This window comes from Mesorhizobium sp. M0830 (assembly GCF_040319965.1).
In the GTDB taxonomy this organism is placed as follows: domain Bacteria; phylum Pseudomonadota; class Alphaproteobacteria; order Rhizobiales; family Rhizobiaceae; genus Mesorhizobium.
This window is the reverse complement of sequence record NZ_JAMYOR010000046.1, coordinates 38,902-52,362: the sequence shown is the minus strand read 5'-3', so window position 1 is coordinate 52,362 and position 13,461 is coordinate 38,902. Positions and strand designations below refer to the sequence as shown.

The following is a 13,461-nucleotide window of genomic DNA, read 5'->3' as shown; positions in this document are numbered from 1 at the left end:
GGCCCCATCTATCCCACCGTCCTGAAGCAGATGAAATGGGCGCCGCAAGGGCTCGAGCGGATCAGCGAGTGGAAGCATCGGGTGGCGCCGATCCCATTGGTCGCCATTGGCGGCCTCAACCCCGATCGGCTCGACGGTGTTTTCGCGGCTGGTTCGGACACCGCGGCGGTGGTCACCGACATCACGTTGAATGCCAATCCCGAAGCGCGCACGCGAGAATGGATCGAAAAGACAAAGCCATGGCGCTGAGGCGAGAACCGCATGTGCTCGTGGTCGGCGGATCTGACTCCAGCGGTGGGGCTGGAATCGCACGCGATATCGAGACGATCTCTTCCATTGGCGTGCGCACCTGCCTTGCTGTCACCGCGCTGACGGTGCAGACGCACCATGCGGTCATGGAAATCCACTCTATGCAACCCGGTCTGGTGGCCGGTCAGATGCGTGCGGGGTTGCAGGCCAACAAAGTGGCGGCCATCAAGATCGGGATGCTCGCCACGGTGGAGATCGTCATTGCGGTTGCCGGAGTGCTGCGCGAAAATCCGCAGGTGCCGGCAGTGCTCGACCCGGTGCTGGCCTCGACGTCAGGCCGGGCGCTCCTGGAAGCCGGCGCCATCGCCGCCCTGAAATGCGATCTGATGCCATTTTGCCGTCTGGTCACCCCCAATCTCTTCGAGCTGGCACTCCTTGTTGGCTCGGAGCGGGCAGTGGATGAGGACGGCGTAGTGTGGCAAGGCCAAGAATTGCTGGCAGCCGGCGCGCGGGCTCTGCTGATCAAGGGCGGCCATGCATCGGGACCGCAATCAACCGATATTCTGTTGCGCCCCGATCACGAACCAGTCCGCTTTGACACGCCGCGTCTTGCCGCATCGATGCGCGGGACGGGCTGCATGCTGGCCAGCTCGATTGCGGCACATCTGGCGAAGGCGCAATCAATCGAGTACGCCGTGCGCCAGGGCAAGCTCTTTGTGTTAGAAAAGCTTCGGAAAACCCCAGCCGAATAGCCGTAGAGACGGCTCAAGCGTTCAGCGGCTGACGCTGAAATGGAAGCCGTAGCCCTCCTGCCCTTTTTTCACAGCGCGTGACGGAATGAGGCCGCTTTGCAGATCGGAATTCAGCGGCGCCGAGACAAGCTGCCCTGCCAGGCCGGGAAAGTAACGGGACTCTTCCTGCGGCGAAGCGCACTGCCAGTCAGGCATGGGGATGCACTTGTGCCTCCTGGCGAGTGTGAGGCCGCAGGAGTGAGGCATTTCAGCGCGGCGGGGAACGCCGGATCTGGCCCCGCAGTGCTGGAGCAAAGCAAAGGCCGGTTTGAGACGATTCCGGGGATTTCTACGAGGCTGCTCGCGACGCCGGCATTGAGTTCTACCAGCTCCTGAGCGGCATACGCGACCAAACCCGGTTGAGTGTCACCGCAGGGATGTTCCACGAGTGGGACCAACAGCTGCGGGACTGGCTGGTCCGCGAATTACGAAACTGGCATCGAGGGGATACGGCAGCTGCGAAGGTCTGGTCAGCGGATTTCGCCAAGATTGCAGACCTCCTGGAAAGTTTCGGCTGGAAAGTCCGAAGCACGGACTACTTCAAGACGCTCGATGCGTGCCGGTTGGTGGTCAACGTCTACAAGCACGGCGCCGGAAAATCGCTGGATGACCTGAAGAAAACCTGCTCCGAGTATCTAGACGATCCGCTCAAAGGCACTCGGCCGCCGTGGTCAGAGAAACTGCTGAACCACACGCACCTCAAGGTGAGCGATGACCAGTTCCAGACGTTCTCAGACGCGATTGTCGCGTTCTGGCGCGACGTCCCGGCAATGCCGTAGGTGGCAGCAACAGGTTCCTGATTGGTTTGAAAGGCCATTCTCAGTGATCGCGCCCAACGATAAGCATGCCAAGGTTTTACCCTCGCATATATCTTCGCTCCCGCTCCCGGCCATAAATTCTGCCACATATCTGCATTGCCGGGAAAGGTGCCATGCGTAACGCATTGGTCGATGGGCGAAGATTCCGCCCGCAAGCGGGTTTCGGGGGCTCTTGCCCGCATTGCGGTACAGACATGATCCCGCGCGCGGCAGCGTCTGGGTTTGGCATTAGGCCAATAAACGAACACGTCGTTGGGTCAGCAGACACCTATCTGTTCGGCCGGTCAGACCGCCAAATTCGGTTCATTCAGAATTGGATGGGTACCGACCAAAATGAATCCCTAATCGACCGACTTCACAGAAAACGAAGCGATCTCCGGCCCTGACGAGCGAGTTTCGGCGTTGTCCGGGTGCTCCTGGATGAAAGATCGGGCTTCGCGCCTCATTTGGACAACGCCGCCAGGTAACCGTTTCCCTGAAACCTGCCCTTCATTCAGATTTGCAACATCAACGACTACCGGCTTCCTAGACCTACTTGGAGCCAATCGGAGGACAGCCGTGTCGGCGCCAGCCCGACCGCAAATTGCGGCCGACCCCATGGCAAACGTTGATTAGCCAATGAACTTGATCCACAGGCGCTTGAACCATGCGACGATGGCCCTGAGCCCCTTCGGCTGGGCGCCGCGCTTGAGCAGACGGTCATGGACGCGGCCCGCTTCGATCTGCGCGCGAGACATCTTGCCGGCCCATTGGATGCGGCCGCTTTTAATGATGTAGTGCGAGCCACAAGGGAAGTCGTGATTGCCGATCGACGGCCATATCGAGGCTCCCTCGTCTTCCATAATGAGGTCATATTCAGTCGGAACGAGCGGTGTTGAAACCTCCTCGCCGCACCCACACGCGCAATTATGCAGCGCGACGTGGCATTCGCGCGACACGTAAAGGACACCGTCTTCCAGTTGTTCCGGAATGTCTTCGACGAAGACCGTTGTAAGACAATCCACCCGAGCCATCATGTCACCCGGTTTGTGATATTGTTGCCCTCGATCATGTATGTCGCGTTCCTTTCGTTGCGCTCATCACGATAGAAGGTCAGCCAGCGTTTCCAGCGCATGACCGCCATAATCGCGTTCAAAGAATTGAGTTCGGCGATCTGGATTTCGGTTCCGTACACATCGGCCTCTTCGTCGTCGTCACCGAACGACAGATGGGTAGCCACTTCCGCCCACGGCATGCCAGGGGCAATAAACGTTGCCCTTGCGCAACCGTCGAGCGTGTTGTCGTCCAGCCCTATACCTATGCCAGTGTCGACGAATGCAATGCCCAGGCGAACCAGCCCTTCGGCAATCACGCGCCGCGACGATCCCTTATCAACGCAGACAAATACGAAGTCATAGGCTGAAAATTCGTCAATGTTGTCAGCCGTCACTCGAGTGGTGTGCGGCTTCACGCCCTTGTGCATGCGCGCGTAGAGCGCAGCGTAATAATCTACCTTGCGGGGGAAATTCTTCGCTAGCACCAGTTCAGGAGCACCAGGCGAACGGAAAAGATTGTGGTTGAGAAGCTGGTCGTCATCGTAGATGTGGATCTCGGCAACACGGGTCTTGGCGGCGAGGTCGAGCAGATAGGCACCGGTTCCGCCGAGGCCGATGATCGCGATGCTGCCCCTGAGTTTGCGGTTGGCGGCGAGGATTCCGTAGCGGACTGACGCAGAATCGGGAATCGCGAAGGGACTATCGTCCTCCGCACTGGCCAACGTGACGCCTGTACGCGCGTTGGCGGTCTTGTCGTGAGACCGCGCAGCAGCACCGAGGTGAGACTCATAGGTGACAACCTTGTCGTAAATGTTGGCATACTGGCCGGTGCCTTCTGGCTTCGACGAGAAATAATGGTGGACCTTGATGTCCGACCCCACAGTCGCTTCCTGACTATTATGGATGATATTTGTCATTGGCGTGCCATCGCGATGGCAAGGCGTCTCGCCGGCGAACCACATGGTGTGGTCCGTCAGTGGAGTCGAGGTCAGGCCTTCCGTATCCAGCGACAGAGTGCAGACAAGTGTGCCTCGACCAAGCGACATGTCCCGCTTCACATAGGGCACGCTGTGAACGAGGAGGACGAGGTCGCGCATCTCAAGCTCAAACCCCTCGTCCAGCAGTTGCTTCAGATGTGGATCACGACTTATCAGATCGGCGGACATTGAAGACCATCCCATTCTTGACTTCGATCTTTTCGCCCTCCACCAGATCACCTTCCGCGCCGTGTACACCTTTCAGGTAAGTTATCGTGTACTTGAATTTCTCGAAGTCGGCGTCAGGGTAGGCGAGAAGTGCAACCTCACGATAGCTGAGCTTTTTCTTGGGCACCGTACGCGGTCGCCCGTTGACTTTGATGACCACCGTCTTCGCTTCGCGGCTGCGGATGCGCTCGACTCCCTGTCCGCCCAGAGTCACCTCGCCATCAGCGGGAATGACCGCGTCGCCGGCGCTGTCCAGGATTAGCTCGAGTTCCTCATCGATGCTGGCGTAACGGTAGATGTCAGCTGCGGAGAGTTTGGCCGCCCCCCATTCCCAGCCGCGCTCGTTGACGGTGAGGGAGAAGGTCCGATCACCTTCGAATGAAAGGAACTCAGGCTGCGGCATCTGTCGCAGGTCGGTCGGCTCCTCAAGCCCGATCGAACGCGTCGACCCGTCCGCAATCTGGATGAGAATATAACCGCTAGCTGGATTGAGCCCGCCGATGGTGCGGACCTCGCGACCTGAGATTATGGCGTCATTGGTGGCGATCACGCGACCATCCAGCTTATATGTAAAGTGCGTTACGTCAGGCATTGAACCCTCCTTGTTTCTCATTCTGCACAAATCATATATGGAGTTTTTAGCCAATGTCTAGCTATTGATTGGCTAATTAATGATTGTTTTTTGATTGACAGGTATGGACTTTATAGCTACATGGAGAGTGCTGGTTAGGGAGAAGCGCCTGTGAAGCGTACGATGACGCTTAATTTGTCGGACGCAGAAATGAGCGTCCTTGAAACCATGTGTGAAGAAAAAGGGTTGTCTAAAACCGCACTCGTTCGCCAAGCGCTGCGGCTCTACAAATCAGTCGATGATCGACTGGCGCGGGGCGAAAAGGTGTTCGTCGAAAGCGCGGATAAATCAGAAAAAGTAGAGCTTATGGTTCTATGAAAGGGCTGATCGATCGAGTCTTTCTCAAAAATCGTGCCACAGGCCTGTACGAAGATGCACACCTGTATCATGGCTTGGACAGCACGAATCTCGCGCATATCGAAGGACGCTGGCGACCTCTTTTTGAGTTGCGTCGGAGGGAGGCTAAGGCTTCCCTTCAGACGTTAGCAGAGGTCAATGCTGAAGACGCCCATTGGGAATGGGGCAAGAAGGCGCTGGTTGCGCTGAACGACCCCTTCCTGTTCGATTTCTTCGTGCTTGAATGTGGTGGCAGTACCCAAGCCATCATGATGACGCGCAAAGGCGGTCAGGATTGCTTCAGTCGCCACCCCGAGCATCAGCGAGCGCCGCTGATCTACGTGGAGTTTTTGGCGACGGCTCCATGGAACCGACCAAAGTTGGTTGCTGACCCGACTTACAAGGGCGCGGGCCGTGTGCTCATCGGTACGGCCGTCAGCTTGAGCCTAGAAGAGGAATTTGGTGGCCGAATTGGTCTGCATTCACTTCGTGGCGCAGAAGTTTTCTACCGGGATGCGATCGGAATGACGGATTTCGGAACGGATAGCGAAGGAGTACATAAAGGACTTAGATACTTCGAGCTTTCCAGCAGGGATGCTGCGACTTTCCTATCCGTGCAACACTAACAAGAGGAGTCGACCATGAAATTACATTTCACTGCCGATTGGCTGCGCAGCCATATCGAACATGATCCGGATGTCGATTGCGACGTGGGGCTCCCGCTCCGCGACGCAGCTCCGCTTGAGCGTCTTATGCAGGAGAAGTCTCGTCATCAAGCAACTGCGGGGCAGCCTAATTCGGCTGCCCCCGAACAGAAATCTGCTGTGTTGTTTAAGTTGGTGCATCAGCTTCGACGCAAGGACGGTTTAAGCATTGCGCAGTTGGCTGCCAAAATTCGTGTTGATGCGGCGGAATTGGAGCAGGTGGAGAAGGATCCCAACTATGTTCCAGGCCCGCGTACCGTTCATCAGCTAGCCGAGTTTATTGGGGTTTCAGCACGTGCTGTAGGACTGCTGACTGCGGCGGCGTCCGCGCAGAATGACAATCTCACCGAAGCGGTGCATCGTTTTGCTGCGAGTTCAGACGACCTATCGAAACTAAGCCAGGCTGAAAGGCGCGACCTCAACGATTTCGTTAAGGTACTGGCGTCAATCGATAAGAAGAATGGATGACCATGTCTGCGATTGAGCCGATAATCGGGAACTTTGAGCGCCGAGATATCCATGAGCACATATCACGTTTGCTACGTGATCTCGGCAATCCAGAGCCCCCATTAAGGCTCGAGCAGGTGCGCGCGCTGCAAAAGCTTGACCTTACCTATTATAGCAAGGCGAACTTGAGCCTATTAGATGAGATCGCCCACAGGGCGCGAATGGCTGGGAACGAGATCACCAGCACGGCTAAGCGCATGGTCGATGTAGTCCAGCAATATGGCCTTCGTGGTATCCTAATGTTGAAGGAAGGCGACAAAAGAATCTTCATCGATGACGAGGTAGCCGAGCTAAAGCGACGCTTCCTCATCGCACATGAAATTACACATGACCTTCTACCGTGGCATCGCTCCCTGCTTCTGGGCGACAACGAGTCCACGCTGAACCCAACATTCCATCAGGCAATGGAAGCAGAAGCTAACTATGGCGGACGCCATCTCTTGTTTCTCGGAGGAAGGTTTCGACCGGAAGCGCTGGACTGCTCATTGGAATGGAAGAGTATCGAGCAGCTTCGCAAGCGCTATGGGAACACACTTACAACAACACTTTGGCAAATGGTTTGTGAACGCGACCCGGAGTTTCCTGCCTTCGGCGTTGTCAGTCGGCATCCGTATCACAGAGATATTTGCGAGAAGGCGGGGAATGACAATGTGGCATATTTTCCAAGATCGATAGCTTTAGCTGAGCACTTTCCCGGAATCACCACCACAGTTGCCTATTCCGCGATCTGCGATCACGCAACGAACCGCAAACGGGGTCCAGTAGGCGAAGGCGAAAGCATCTTTTATGATGCGAACGGCGAACCCCATGTATTCTGGTTGCACAGCTTCTCAAACACCTACGATCTGCTCACTTACTGCATCTACAAGAAGAAACACCAGCGCATTTTCCCTGTCGGCTATAGGGCAGCCTAGGCACAGGCAGACGGTTATCTCAACGGCAGCTTGCCCATATGTAAGCACACCACCGCTGTTTCGCTTGCGGCATATTTCTTGGCGGACGTCGCTTATTGTCGGCGCGACATTGGTATGACCTCGCCGAGCTGGCCGGACGGCCCCTCACCGCGGGTCGGCGCCACGAGCTTCAGCTTCACGACGCGAGCAGGCTCTTGCGAGAGCCAGCCCGGAGGAAGTGCAGCCAAGCTCTCAACATCATGAGCGAACAACGGCAGATCGTGCCGAAGCTCTTCCTTGGACAGCCCCCGTCATCCACCACGGTCCGAAATACATCAGCCAGTAACGTAGGTTGCTGGAGCGGCCAAACGTCATCGTAGGGCTCGGATCCTGAGTAGCCCTTGGCGCTGTAGCTACGATAAAGGCGGGTCGCTCCCTCGGCATCGACAATGCAGAGGCGTTGGAGACGCATGATCTGAGCCTTGATGGACACGCGCCAGCGAACCTTCTCAGCTCCCAAAGCGAGGCACTAGTGACCTCAGCCGAGAACTGACTCGCCGGCAGAAGCAACGCTGAAGCGAACCGATGAGCTTGGTCTTGGATCAGCTTGAAGTTCTCGACAAGCTCATCCTCGGACACTGCACGGTGCAGCAAGAGGTGGGCCAACTCGTGCGCGGCATCAAATTGTCTTCGCGCGAATGACTGCGCTAGAAGTACGTGTGGGCGACGATCAGATCCCCACCTGCTTAGCCCATCCAACTGTGTGGTTTCCATTGGTTCGCTCGCCACGACGACGCCGATCTGCTCCAGCAGAGCAACTACGTTGGGGTCGGTCGCAATCCGATTCCCCAGTGCTCTCGCGCTGTTTGGGCAATGCCCTCCAGATCCTCATCCCCAGGCTTCGGTAGCCTAAGCCGTTGAGTAAATCTGGCAGGTCGACTTCAGGGAGAAACGCATAATGGCCGGCAACTGCCGTAATGTCTTCAAGCCAGCGGTTGACCGGATAATCCTTGGTCACAGCCACGCCCTGTAGGTGCGGCCCTCGTCCAGCAGCAACCGCAACGCCCCCAGTCGCCGCCCTCCGGCGACGACTTCGAACTTGGCTCCCTTCGGGGCCTTGCGGGTCAAAAGGTTATGGATGAGGCCATGGGCCTCGATGCTGGCGGCCAGTTCGGCCCTACCTGCGGGCGGGATAGTGATAACTGCGGTATTCATGGACTTGCTCGTGTTGATTTCAGGGATTGACCTGATGGGTTCAGGTCCCCTGAACCCCTGCCTCGCGGCGAGTAGCGGGGAGCGAGGGGGGGCAAGTCCCGGGGGCGGAGGGGTCTCCCCGGTCTGCACCTAGCGAAGCGGAGGAAGATGGGGGAACCCGCCCGCGGCGGCTTGCTGGGGAGAGAGGGCCGCGCGCCTCTCTTCCCGCTACATAGGAGAGGTGCCGCTAGGCACATCCATGTCGGCGCAGCCGTGCCGCGAAGCGGCCCAAGAAAGAAGAGCGTACAAAACGGAAGCACCTAAATGCCCGCCAGCGGGACCAAGTCAGATCGGTGCAGGAGAAAGACCGTGGCCCTGAGACCGGCTCAACAGGGCGGCCGTAGGAGCATCAGCAACGCGCCGCCGTCAGGCGGGATGCGGAACGGACGGCCCCCCGGCGAAGGGCGCCGTTCTCTTTGAGCTGCGACCCTGGTGAGCGCCTTCGTGCCTAAAGCTGTGCCGTCGGGCTAAGTTTCAGCTTCAGATCGTTCTGAAAAGCCGAACATGGTTCGTCGAGTAACCCTTGAGGGAAGGATCCTTGTCGGGTTCCCTGTTTTTCGACAAAATCGCCCTGCAGAATTTATATTGCGTGATTTGGCGGCATCGCACTGCTGGGTGTCCGCCTTATAGCAAGCGTGGACCAAAACGGCTCCCACGTAATCATGCTCGACGTTGTTGGAAGAAAGGTGGGTCTGAATGTCTTGGAGAATGGCAACTCCATGGGACATCCCATCTGCTCCGGAGTAGGTCATTACGAGTTGACCGGGTCGTTCAAAGCCGGTTACCGAGCCGCTCCCTGCAACGTTCTCGTAGGTGCCAGACAAATCCGGGGCCGACGTGAATGTCACCTTGAAGGGGTGCCCCAGGCCGACGGGGGTGACATCCGTAAAGTCGGGACCGTAGTACACCGAGAGATCACGCAGTATGGAGATGATAACCCGATTGCGGCTTTCAAGTGTCCTCGCATCCCCCGAGGGCGCCACCTGATCTCTCGGGCAACCTTGTTCGGCGCCGCAGTTATTGAGGCGGCCGGCTTGGAAGCAGTTCCTTATGGCCCTCATGCATAAACCAGAGCACCCGTTTGAGGTGACTGCGAAGGGCCTTACGGGCGCGGATTGGCTCTTTGACCGGATCGATACCCAGTACATCCAGCGCCATCTCCTCTTCGCTGGCACTGTCGGCGCAAGCGTCCATGAGCTTCAAATAGAGCTCGAAATGCTTGTCATCATATGCGGTTTAGGCTTTCCGACCAGGGGACTTCCGTTGCAATGGTTGGATCAGGCGTTGGGCGCGATCTGCTTTTCATCCATGTCTCGCTTTGGCGATGAACCAGGCCCCCGTTCCAATTCAGAATATCTCTGCGTATTCCGACGAAGCCGGCCATCGATTCCGATTTGAAGCCGGCCAGTCATTCCGATTTCATTCCGGCCGGTGTTCCGATTTGAAGCCGGCCATTTTTCGGACTGATCCTGGGTCTGGTTGATGTTTGGATTGGGTTTCGTTTCAGATCAAGCTTGCGCTGTTTCGGTCGCTCTTGGCGAGCGCTGTTTTCGCATGCTTTCACCGGTGAGATCGATGCGATAGGCGTTGTGAACGAGGCGGTCGAGGATGGCATCGGCCAGAGTTGGGTTTGCAATGATCTCGTACCAGTGATCCAGGGGCAGCTGACTGGTGACGATTGTCGATCGGCGTTCGTAGCGGTCTTCAATGATCTCAAGCACATCACGCCGCTGGTCATCATTGAGTTTTTCCGGTCCCCAGTCATCGAGAATGAGAAGGTCGGTTTTGGCGAGTTGCTTGAGGATGCGGCCATAACGTCCGTCGCCTCTGGCGAGGGCAAGTGTTGCAAACAGCCGGGGAACGCGGTGATAGGCGACGGAGAAATCCTCTCGGCAAGCTTTGTGGCCGAGCGCACAGGCCAGCCAGCTCTTGCCGACGCCCGCCGGCCCGGTGATGAGAAGACTGTGATGCTTGCGAATCCAGTCGCAGCCGGCGAGCGCCATGAACGGTCAAGACCGCGTGCGGCACGAAAGTCGGCATTCTCGATCTGTGCGTCATGGCGAAGCTTTGCAGCCCTGGCGCGGGCTTCGAAACGCTTCTGGCGGCGCATGGTCGCCTCGCGCTCGAGCAGCATAGCAAGCCATTCGCCGTGCTCGAGGCCGCGTGCTTCGGATTGTGCGTCGAGCTCCTGGAAGGCGGTGGCCATGCCATGAAGGCCGAGCTCTCGCAGCATGTCGATGGTGGGATTGATCAGCATTGGTGTGTCTCCTCAATGAAAGTAATCAGGGCCACGCAGATTGGCGTGATCGACGATGGCGGTCGGTTCGGTGGAATGGCGTGCGGCCTTGTGATTGGCGATAAGCGAGGCGATGCTCTTGCAGTTCAGCCCACCGATCTCGACAGCGCGGGCTGACACGGCTTCGGCGCGATCGCGTGTGATATCGCGAAACAGGCGCAGAACACCCAGGCATGTTCGAAAGCCTTGTTCAGGATGTGGGCGGCTGGCGAGGATTGCGACAACCAAGCCTTCCGTCTCGGGGCCGACGGATGCGGCCCAGCGACGGAACCGATCCGGCGTCCACTCGGCATATCGCCGGTGGGAGCTGGGCATATGATCCGGATCCGTCCCATGACGAGGGCCGCCATAGCGGCGCTGATGGACGGCAATGCGCTTGCCGCGGTGAAAGATCTCGATGGTGCGTGCCGTTGCTCTCAGATCGACTTGCTGGCGAATGAGGCTGTGCGGTACGGAATAAAAGAAGGTCTTGAACTCGACATGGTAGTCCGTCGAGACGCGGGCCAAACGCCACTCGGCGAATTCGTAGTCTTCGCTCGGAAGGCTTGCGAGCGCAGCACGCTCGACGCTCTCAAACAGTTGCCGGCGACTGACGCCCAGCCGACGCATGACGTGATCATTGATGCGATCGAGTGCCTGGCGAATGGCGGCATTGGCCTCGGCCAGCGAGAAGAAGGTCTGGTTGCGCAGCCGCCCCAGAATGCAGGACTGGGCGAAACGCACGCCGTTCTCGACTTTCGATTTGTCCTTCGGCCGTCGCGGCCGTGCCGGAAGAACGCCGACGCCATAGTGGGATGCCATCATGCCGTAGCTGCGGTTGATCTCGGGATCGTAGAAGCTGGCGCGGCTGACGCCCGACTTCAGATTGTCGGGGACGACCAGGCGGGGAACGCCATCAAAGAAACGAAACATCCTGACGTGTGAACCAATCCAATCAGGCAGTGTCTGGGTCCAGGTTGCTTCGGCATAGGTGAAGCTGGACGCTCCCAAGACCGCCACAAAGATCTCCGCCTCACGGATCTCGCCGGTGTCTCGATCAGCGATCGGGATCCTCTTGCCGGAATAGTCGACGAAGACCTTGTCGCCGGCGGCGTGTTCCTGGCGCATCGTCGGCGAAAGCCGCTGTTCGAAGCTGCGAAAGAGCTCGCAGAACCGGCTGTAGCCATATCCGTCGGGATGACTTCCTCGATACTCCTCCCACAAGATGAGGAGCGTGACGCCCGGCTTCTTAAGCTCGACGGCAAGATGGGCCCAGTTCGGCTCTGTGCGCCGCCGCGTGCCCTGTTTGACACCATTGCGAGCGAAGAGTTTGTTCTCAAGCGCGTCATCGGTCAGCTCGCCTGGCAGGGGCCAGCTCAACCCGATTGCCGCTGCGCGCCGCAGATTATCCTGCACCGTACTGCGTGCTATTCCCAGCACGACCGCAATCTCGCGGGAGCTGGTCCCGCTTCCGGCAAGCCGAAGCATTTGTCTCAACTGTCTCATGGTCAGCCTTCTCTTTGCCGGCATCAAAATGTCCTCGTTCATCGCGAGGCAATTGATGCCAAAGTTGCTGACCCAGGAGGTAATCTTCAGTGCCGAAAACCGGCCGGTCTTTGGTTGGAACGGTGGCCGGCTTCATACCGGAATGGTGGCCGGTGTTTGATCGGAATGGCGGCCGGCTTCACGTCGGAATCCGCATATCTCCATCTAGCGCACTTTCAACCGTTCTCGGCCTTCTTCGGACAGTCCCCAATCGTTGCATATGGTCGTGGGTTCCAAATTGGCGCACGGCTGCTCGCGACCAATACATCCTCAACTTGGCGAGGCGATGTAACGCCCGGCTGAACCAGAATGGCGCGGGTATTGAGCATCGCCGATTGGATCGAACCTCTTATTTTAGCTTCGCGATAATCTTGTCTGGCTGCTTGCAAGCGTCCATCATGCCGCCGTACATACGCTTAAGGATCTCGCCCATCACCGTACGAGCAGCAAACATTTCCAAAATCGATCTTGCAACTTGAGGCTTTGCGTTACTGCATAGCTGCATTGCACAAAATGTGTTTGCGCATTGCACAACTTTTAGCCATTAAGCTTACAGCTGATGCACGCGATGGTTTCCTCCCATTCCATGGTATCAGCTGTTCCCCTCTGAAGGTTTTGACTTTACACCTAAAGGGCCTCGGTTTTCCGATGCCCTTTTTTTGGCGGTCGCCACGTCGTTAATGGAACGCGGCTCGATCGCCGGTTCAGCCATCAGGCTTTGGAACCCGTTCTGCCCGGCCGACCCCTCCCGACAACAGTCTGACCTTCGCCAGCCTTCTACGGGCAAGCGTTCGCGCCAAAAGTTCAAAGCCGCGTCCGTAACATTCGACGATGAAAGCCAATGTCATCAGGTCGAGCAGAAACTCGTCGATCGCATGTGTGAGCGCATCAGACTTTTGTCCGAACTGAAGGAGCAGGGCGCGCGCGTCTTCGATCGCGGCCTGGCAATCGTCTGCATCTATCAGGGAACTGATCCTGTCAAAGATCTGCAAGCGTCCTCACTTTTCGGAAGCCACACTCAGCATCGAACGCCGCTGATGAGTGAGTTTCCAACAAAAGAACAGGGTAACGTTTCGCGAAAAATCGCTCGGCAGCGCGTCGATCGAGCATGATGCCTCAAATGACATGTGAATCCCGGCTCACCAAGATGTCGTTGAAGGCGAGTGAGCCGGCCCATGTCTGCGTCCCGGCCGCCTGACAACTGGTCAGGAGGAACTGT

General features: G+C 57.6%; 15 protein-coding genes and 1 pseudogene. 8 read left to right on the top strand and 8 right to left on the bottom strand.

All coding sequences use genetic code 11. The annotated features are described in order from the left end of the window. Both NKI20_RS23810 and NKI20_RS23805 read left to right on the top strand, forming a co-directional pair. The coding region (locus NKI20_RS23810) for a thiamine phosphate synthase (RefSeq protein WP_352834887.1) at positions 1-249 on the top strand (249 nt) is incomplete at its 5' end. After that, entirely contained in the window at positions 240-1,001 is a 762-nt protein-coding gene (locus tag NKI20_RS23805) for a hydroxymethylpyrimidine/phosphomethylpyrimidine kinase (protein ID WP_352538849.1), read from the top strand. The genes NKI20_RS23810 and NKI20_RS23805, both read left to right, overlap by 10 nt. A gap of 21 nt (positions 1,002-1,022) precedes the next feature. Here NKI20_RS23805 and NKI20_RS23800 read toward each other — a convergent pair whose 3' ends face one another. Continuing rightward, complete coding sequence (locus NKI20_RS23800; protein WP_352538816.1) at positions 1,023-1,196, bottom strand: hypothetical protein; 174 nt, start codon at positions 1,194-1,196, stop codon at positions 1,023-1,025. A gap of 203 nt (positions 1,197-1,399) precedes the next feature. Between NKI20_RS23800 and NKI20_RS23795 the strand changes: the two genes are divergently transcribed. Further along, positions 1,400-1,819 (top strand): hypothetical protein, encoded by a 420-nt coding sequence (locus NKI20_RS23795; RefSeq protein WP_352834884.1) that lies wholly within the window; start codon positions 1,400-1,402, stop codon positions 1,817-1,819. A 650-nt stretch (positions 1,820-2,469) separates the two neighbouring features. Here the strand turns inward: NKI20_RS23795 and NKI20_RS23790 are convergent. The 3 genes from NKI20_RS23790 to NKI20_RS23780 are packed head-to-tail and all read right to left on the bottom strand — an operon-like array spanning position 2,470 to position 4,689. After that, positions 2,470-2,874, bottom strand: a complete 405-nt coding sequence (locus NKI20_RS23790; protein ID WP_023697172.1) for a ubiquitination-like system serine protease family protein — start codon at positions 2,872-2,874, stop codon at positions 2,470-2,472. Then, positions 2,871-4,058: a ThiF family adenylyltransferase gene (locus NKI20_RS23785; protein WP_023697173.1), complete on the bottom strand. Its 1,188-nt coding sequence runs from the start codon at positions 4,056-4,058 to the stop codon at positions 2,871-2,873. Before NKI20_RS23785 ends, NKI20_RS23790 begins: the two co-directional genes overlap by 4 nt. Continuing rightward, positions 4,033-4,689 carry a multiubiquitin domain-containing protein gene (locus NKI20_RS23780; RefSeq protein ID WP_352538817.1) on the bottom strand — a complete coding sequence of 219 codons (657 nt, stop codon included), beginning with the start codon at positions 4,687-4,689 and terminating at the stop codon, positions 4,033-4,035. The genes NKI20_RS23785 and NKI20_RS23780 overlap by 26 nt, the downstream gene beginning before the upstream one ends. Before the next feature lie 150 nt (positions 4,690-4,839). Between NKI20_RS23780 and NKI20_RS23775 the strand changes: the two genes are divergently transcribed. Genes NKI20_RS23775 through NKI20_RS23760 form a run of 4 tightly spaced genes read left to right on the top strand, consistent with a single transcriptional unit; the run spans position 4,840 to position 7,189 of the window. Then, positions 4,840-5,046 (top strand): ribbon-helix-helix protein, CopG family, encoded by a 207-nt coding sequence (locus NKI20_RS23775; protein WP_010913797.1) that lies wholly within the window; start codon positions 4,840-4,842, stop codon positions 5,044-5,046. Next, positions 5,043-5,690: a hypothetical protein gene (locus NKI20_RS23770; protein ID WP_023697175.1), complete on the top strand. Its 648-nt coding sequence runs from the start codon at positions 5,043-5,045 to the stop codon at positions 5,688-5,690. The genes NKI20_RS23775 and NKI20_RS23770 overlap by 4 nt, the downstream gene beginning before the upstream one ends. 15 nt (positions 5,691-5,705) lie before the next feature. Continuing rightward, positions 5,706-6,236, top strand: coding sequence for a helix-turn-helix domain-containing protein (locus NKI20_RS23765; RefSeq protein WP_023830723.1), 531 nt, complete (start codon positions 5,706-5,708; stop codon positions 6,234-6,236). Continuing rightward, a complete protein-coding gene (locus tag NKI20_RS23760) occupies positions 6,233-7,189 on the top strand; it encodes an ImmA/IrrE family metallo-endopeptidase (protein ID WP_352538818.1) in 957 nt (318 codons plus the stop codon). Before NKI20_RS23765 ends, NKI20_RS23760 begins: the two co-directional genes overlap by 4 nt. A 237-nt stretch (positions 7,190-7,426) precedes the next feature. On the opposite strand, the gene NKI20_RS23755 is transcribed toward NKI20_RS23760, so the two are convergent. The 4 genes and pseudogenes from NKI20_RS23755 to istA all read right to left on the bottom strand — a co-directional run bounded on the left by NKI20_RS23755 (position 7,427) and on the right by istA (position 12,203). Beyond that, a complete protein-coding gene (locus NKI20_RS23755) occupies positions 7,427-7,942 on the bottom strand; it encodes an ImmA/IrrE family metallo-endopeptidase (protein ID WP_352834879.1) in 516 nt (171 codons plus the stop codon). Between the two features lie 240 nt (positions 7,943-8,182). Then, positions 8,183-8,383: a ParB N-terminal domain-containing protein gene (locus tag NKI20_RS23750; RefSeq protein ID WP_352538820.1), complete on the bottom strand. Its 201-nt coding sequence runs from the start codon at positions 8,381-8,383 to the stop codon at positions 8,183-8,185. A 1,547-nt stretch (positions 8,384-9,930) separates the two neighbouring features. Beyond that, a pseudogene (gene istB / locus NKI20_RS23745) lies at positions 9,931-10,679 on the bottom strand (IS21-like element helper ATPase IstB). Between the two features lie 12 nt (positions 10,680-10,691). Further along, complete coding sequence (istA, locus tag NKI20_RS23740; RefSeq protein ID WP_502898152.1) at positions 10,692-12,203, bottom strand: IS21 family transposase; 1,512 nt, start codon at positions 12,201-12,203, stop codon at positions 10,692-10,694. 698 nt (positions 12,204-12,901) lie between these two features. Here istA and NKI20_RS23735 point away from each other — a divergent pair. Beyond that, the gene (locus NKI20_RS23735; protein ID WP_352538821.1) at positions 12,902-13,354 is read left to right on the top strand and encodes a hypothetical protein; all 453 of its coding nucleotides are present in this window, start codon (positions 12,902-12,904) and stop codon (positions 13,352-13,354) included. Positions 13,355-13,461: the final 107 nt, after the last annotated feature.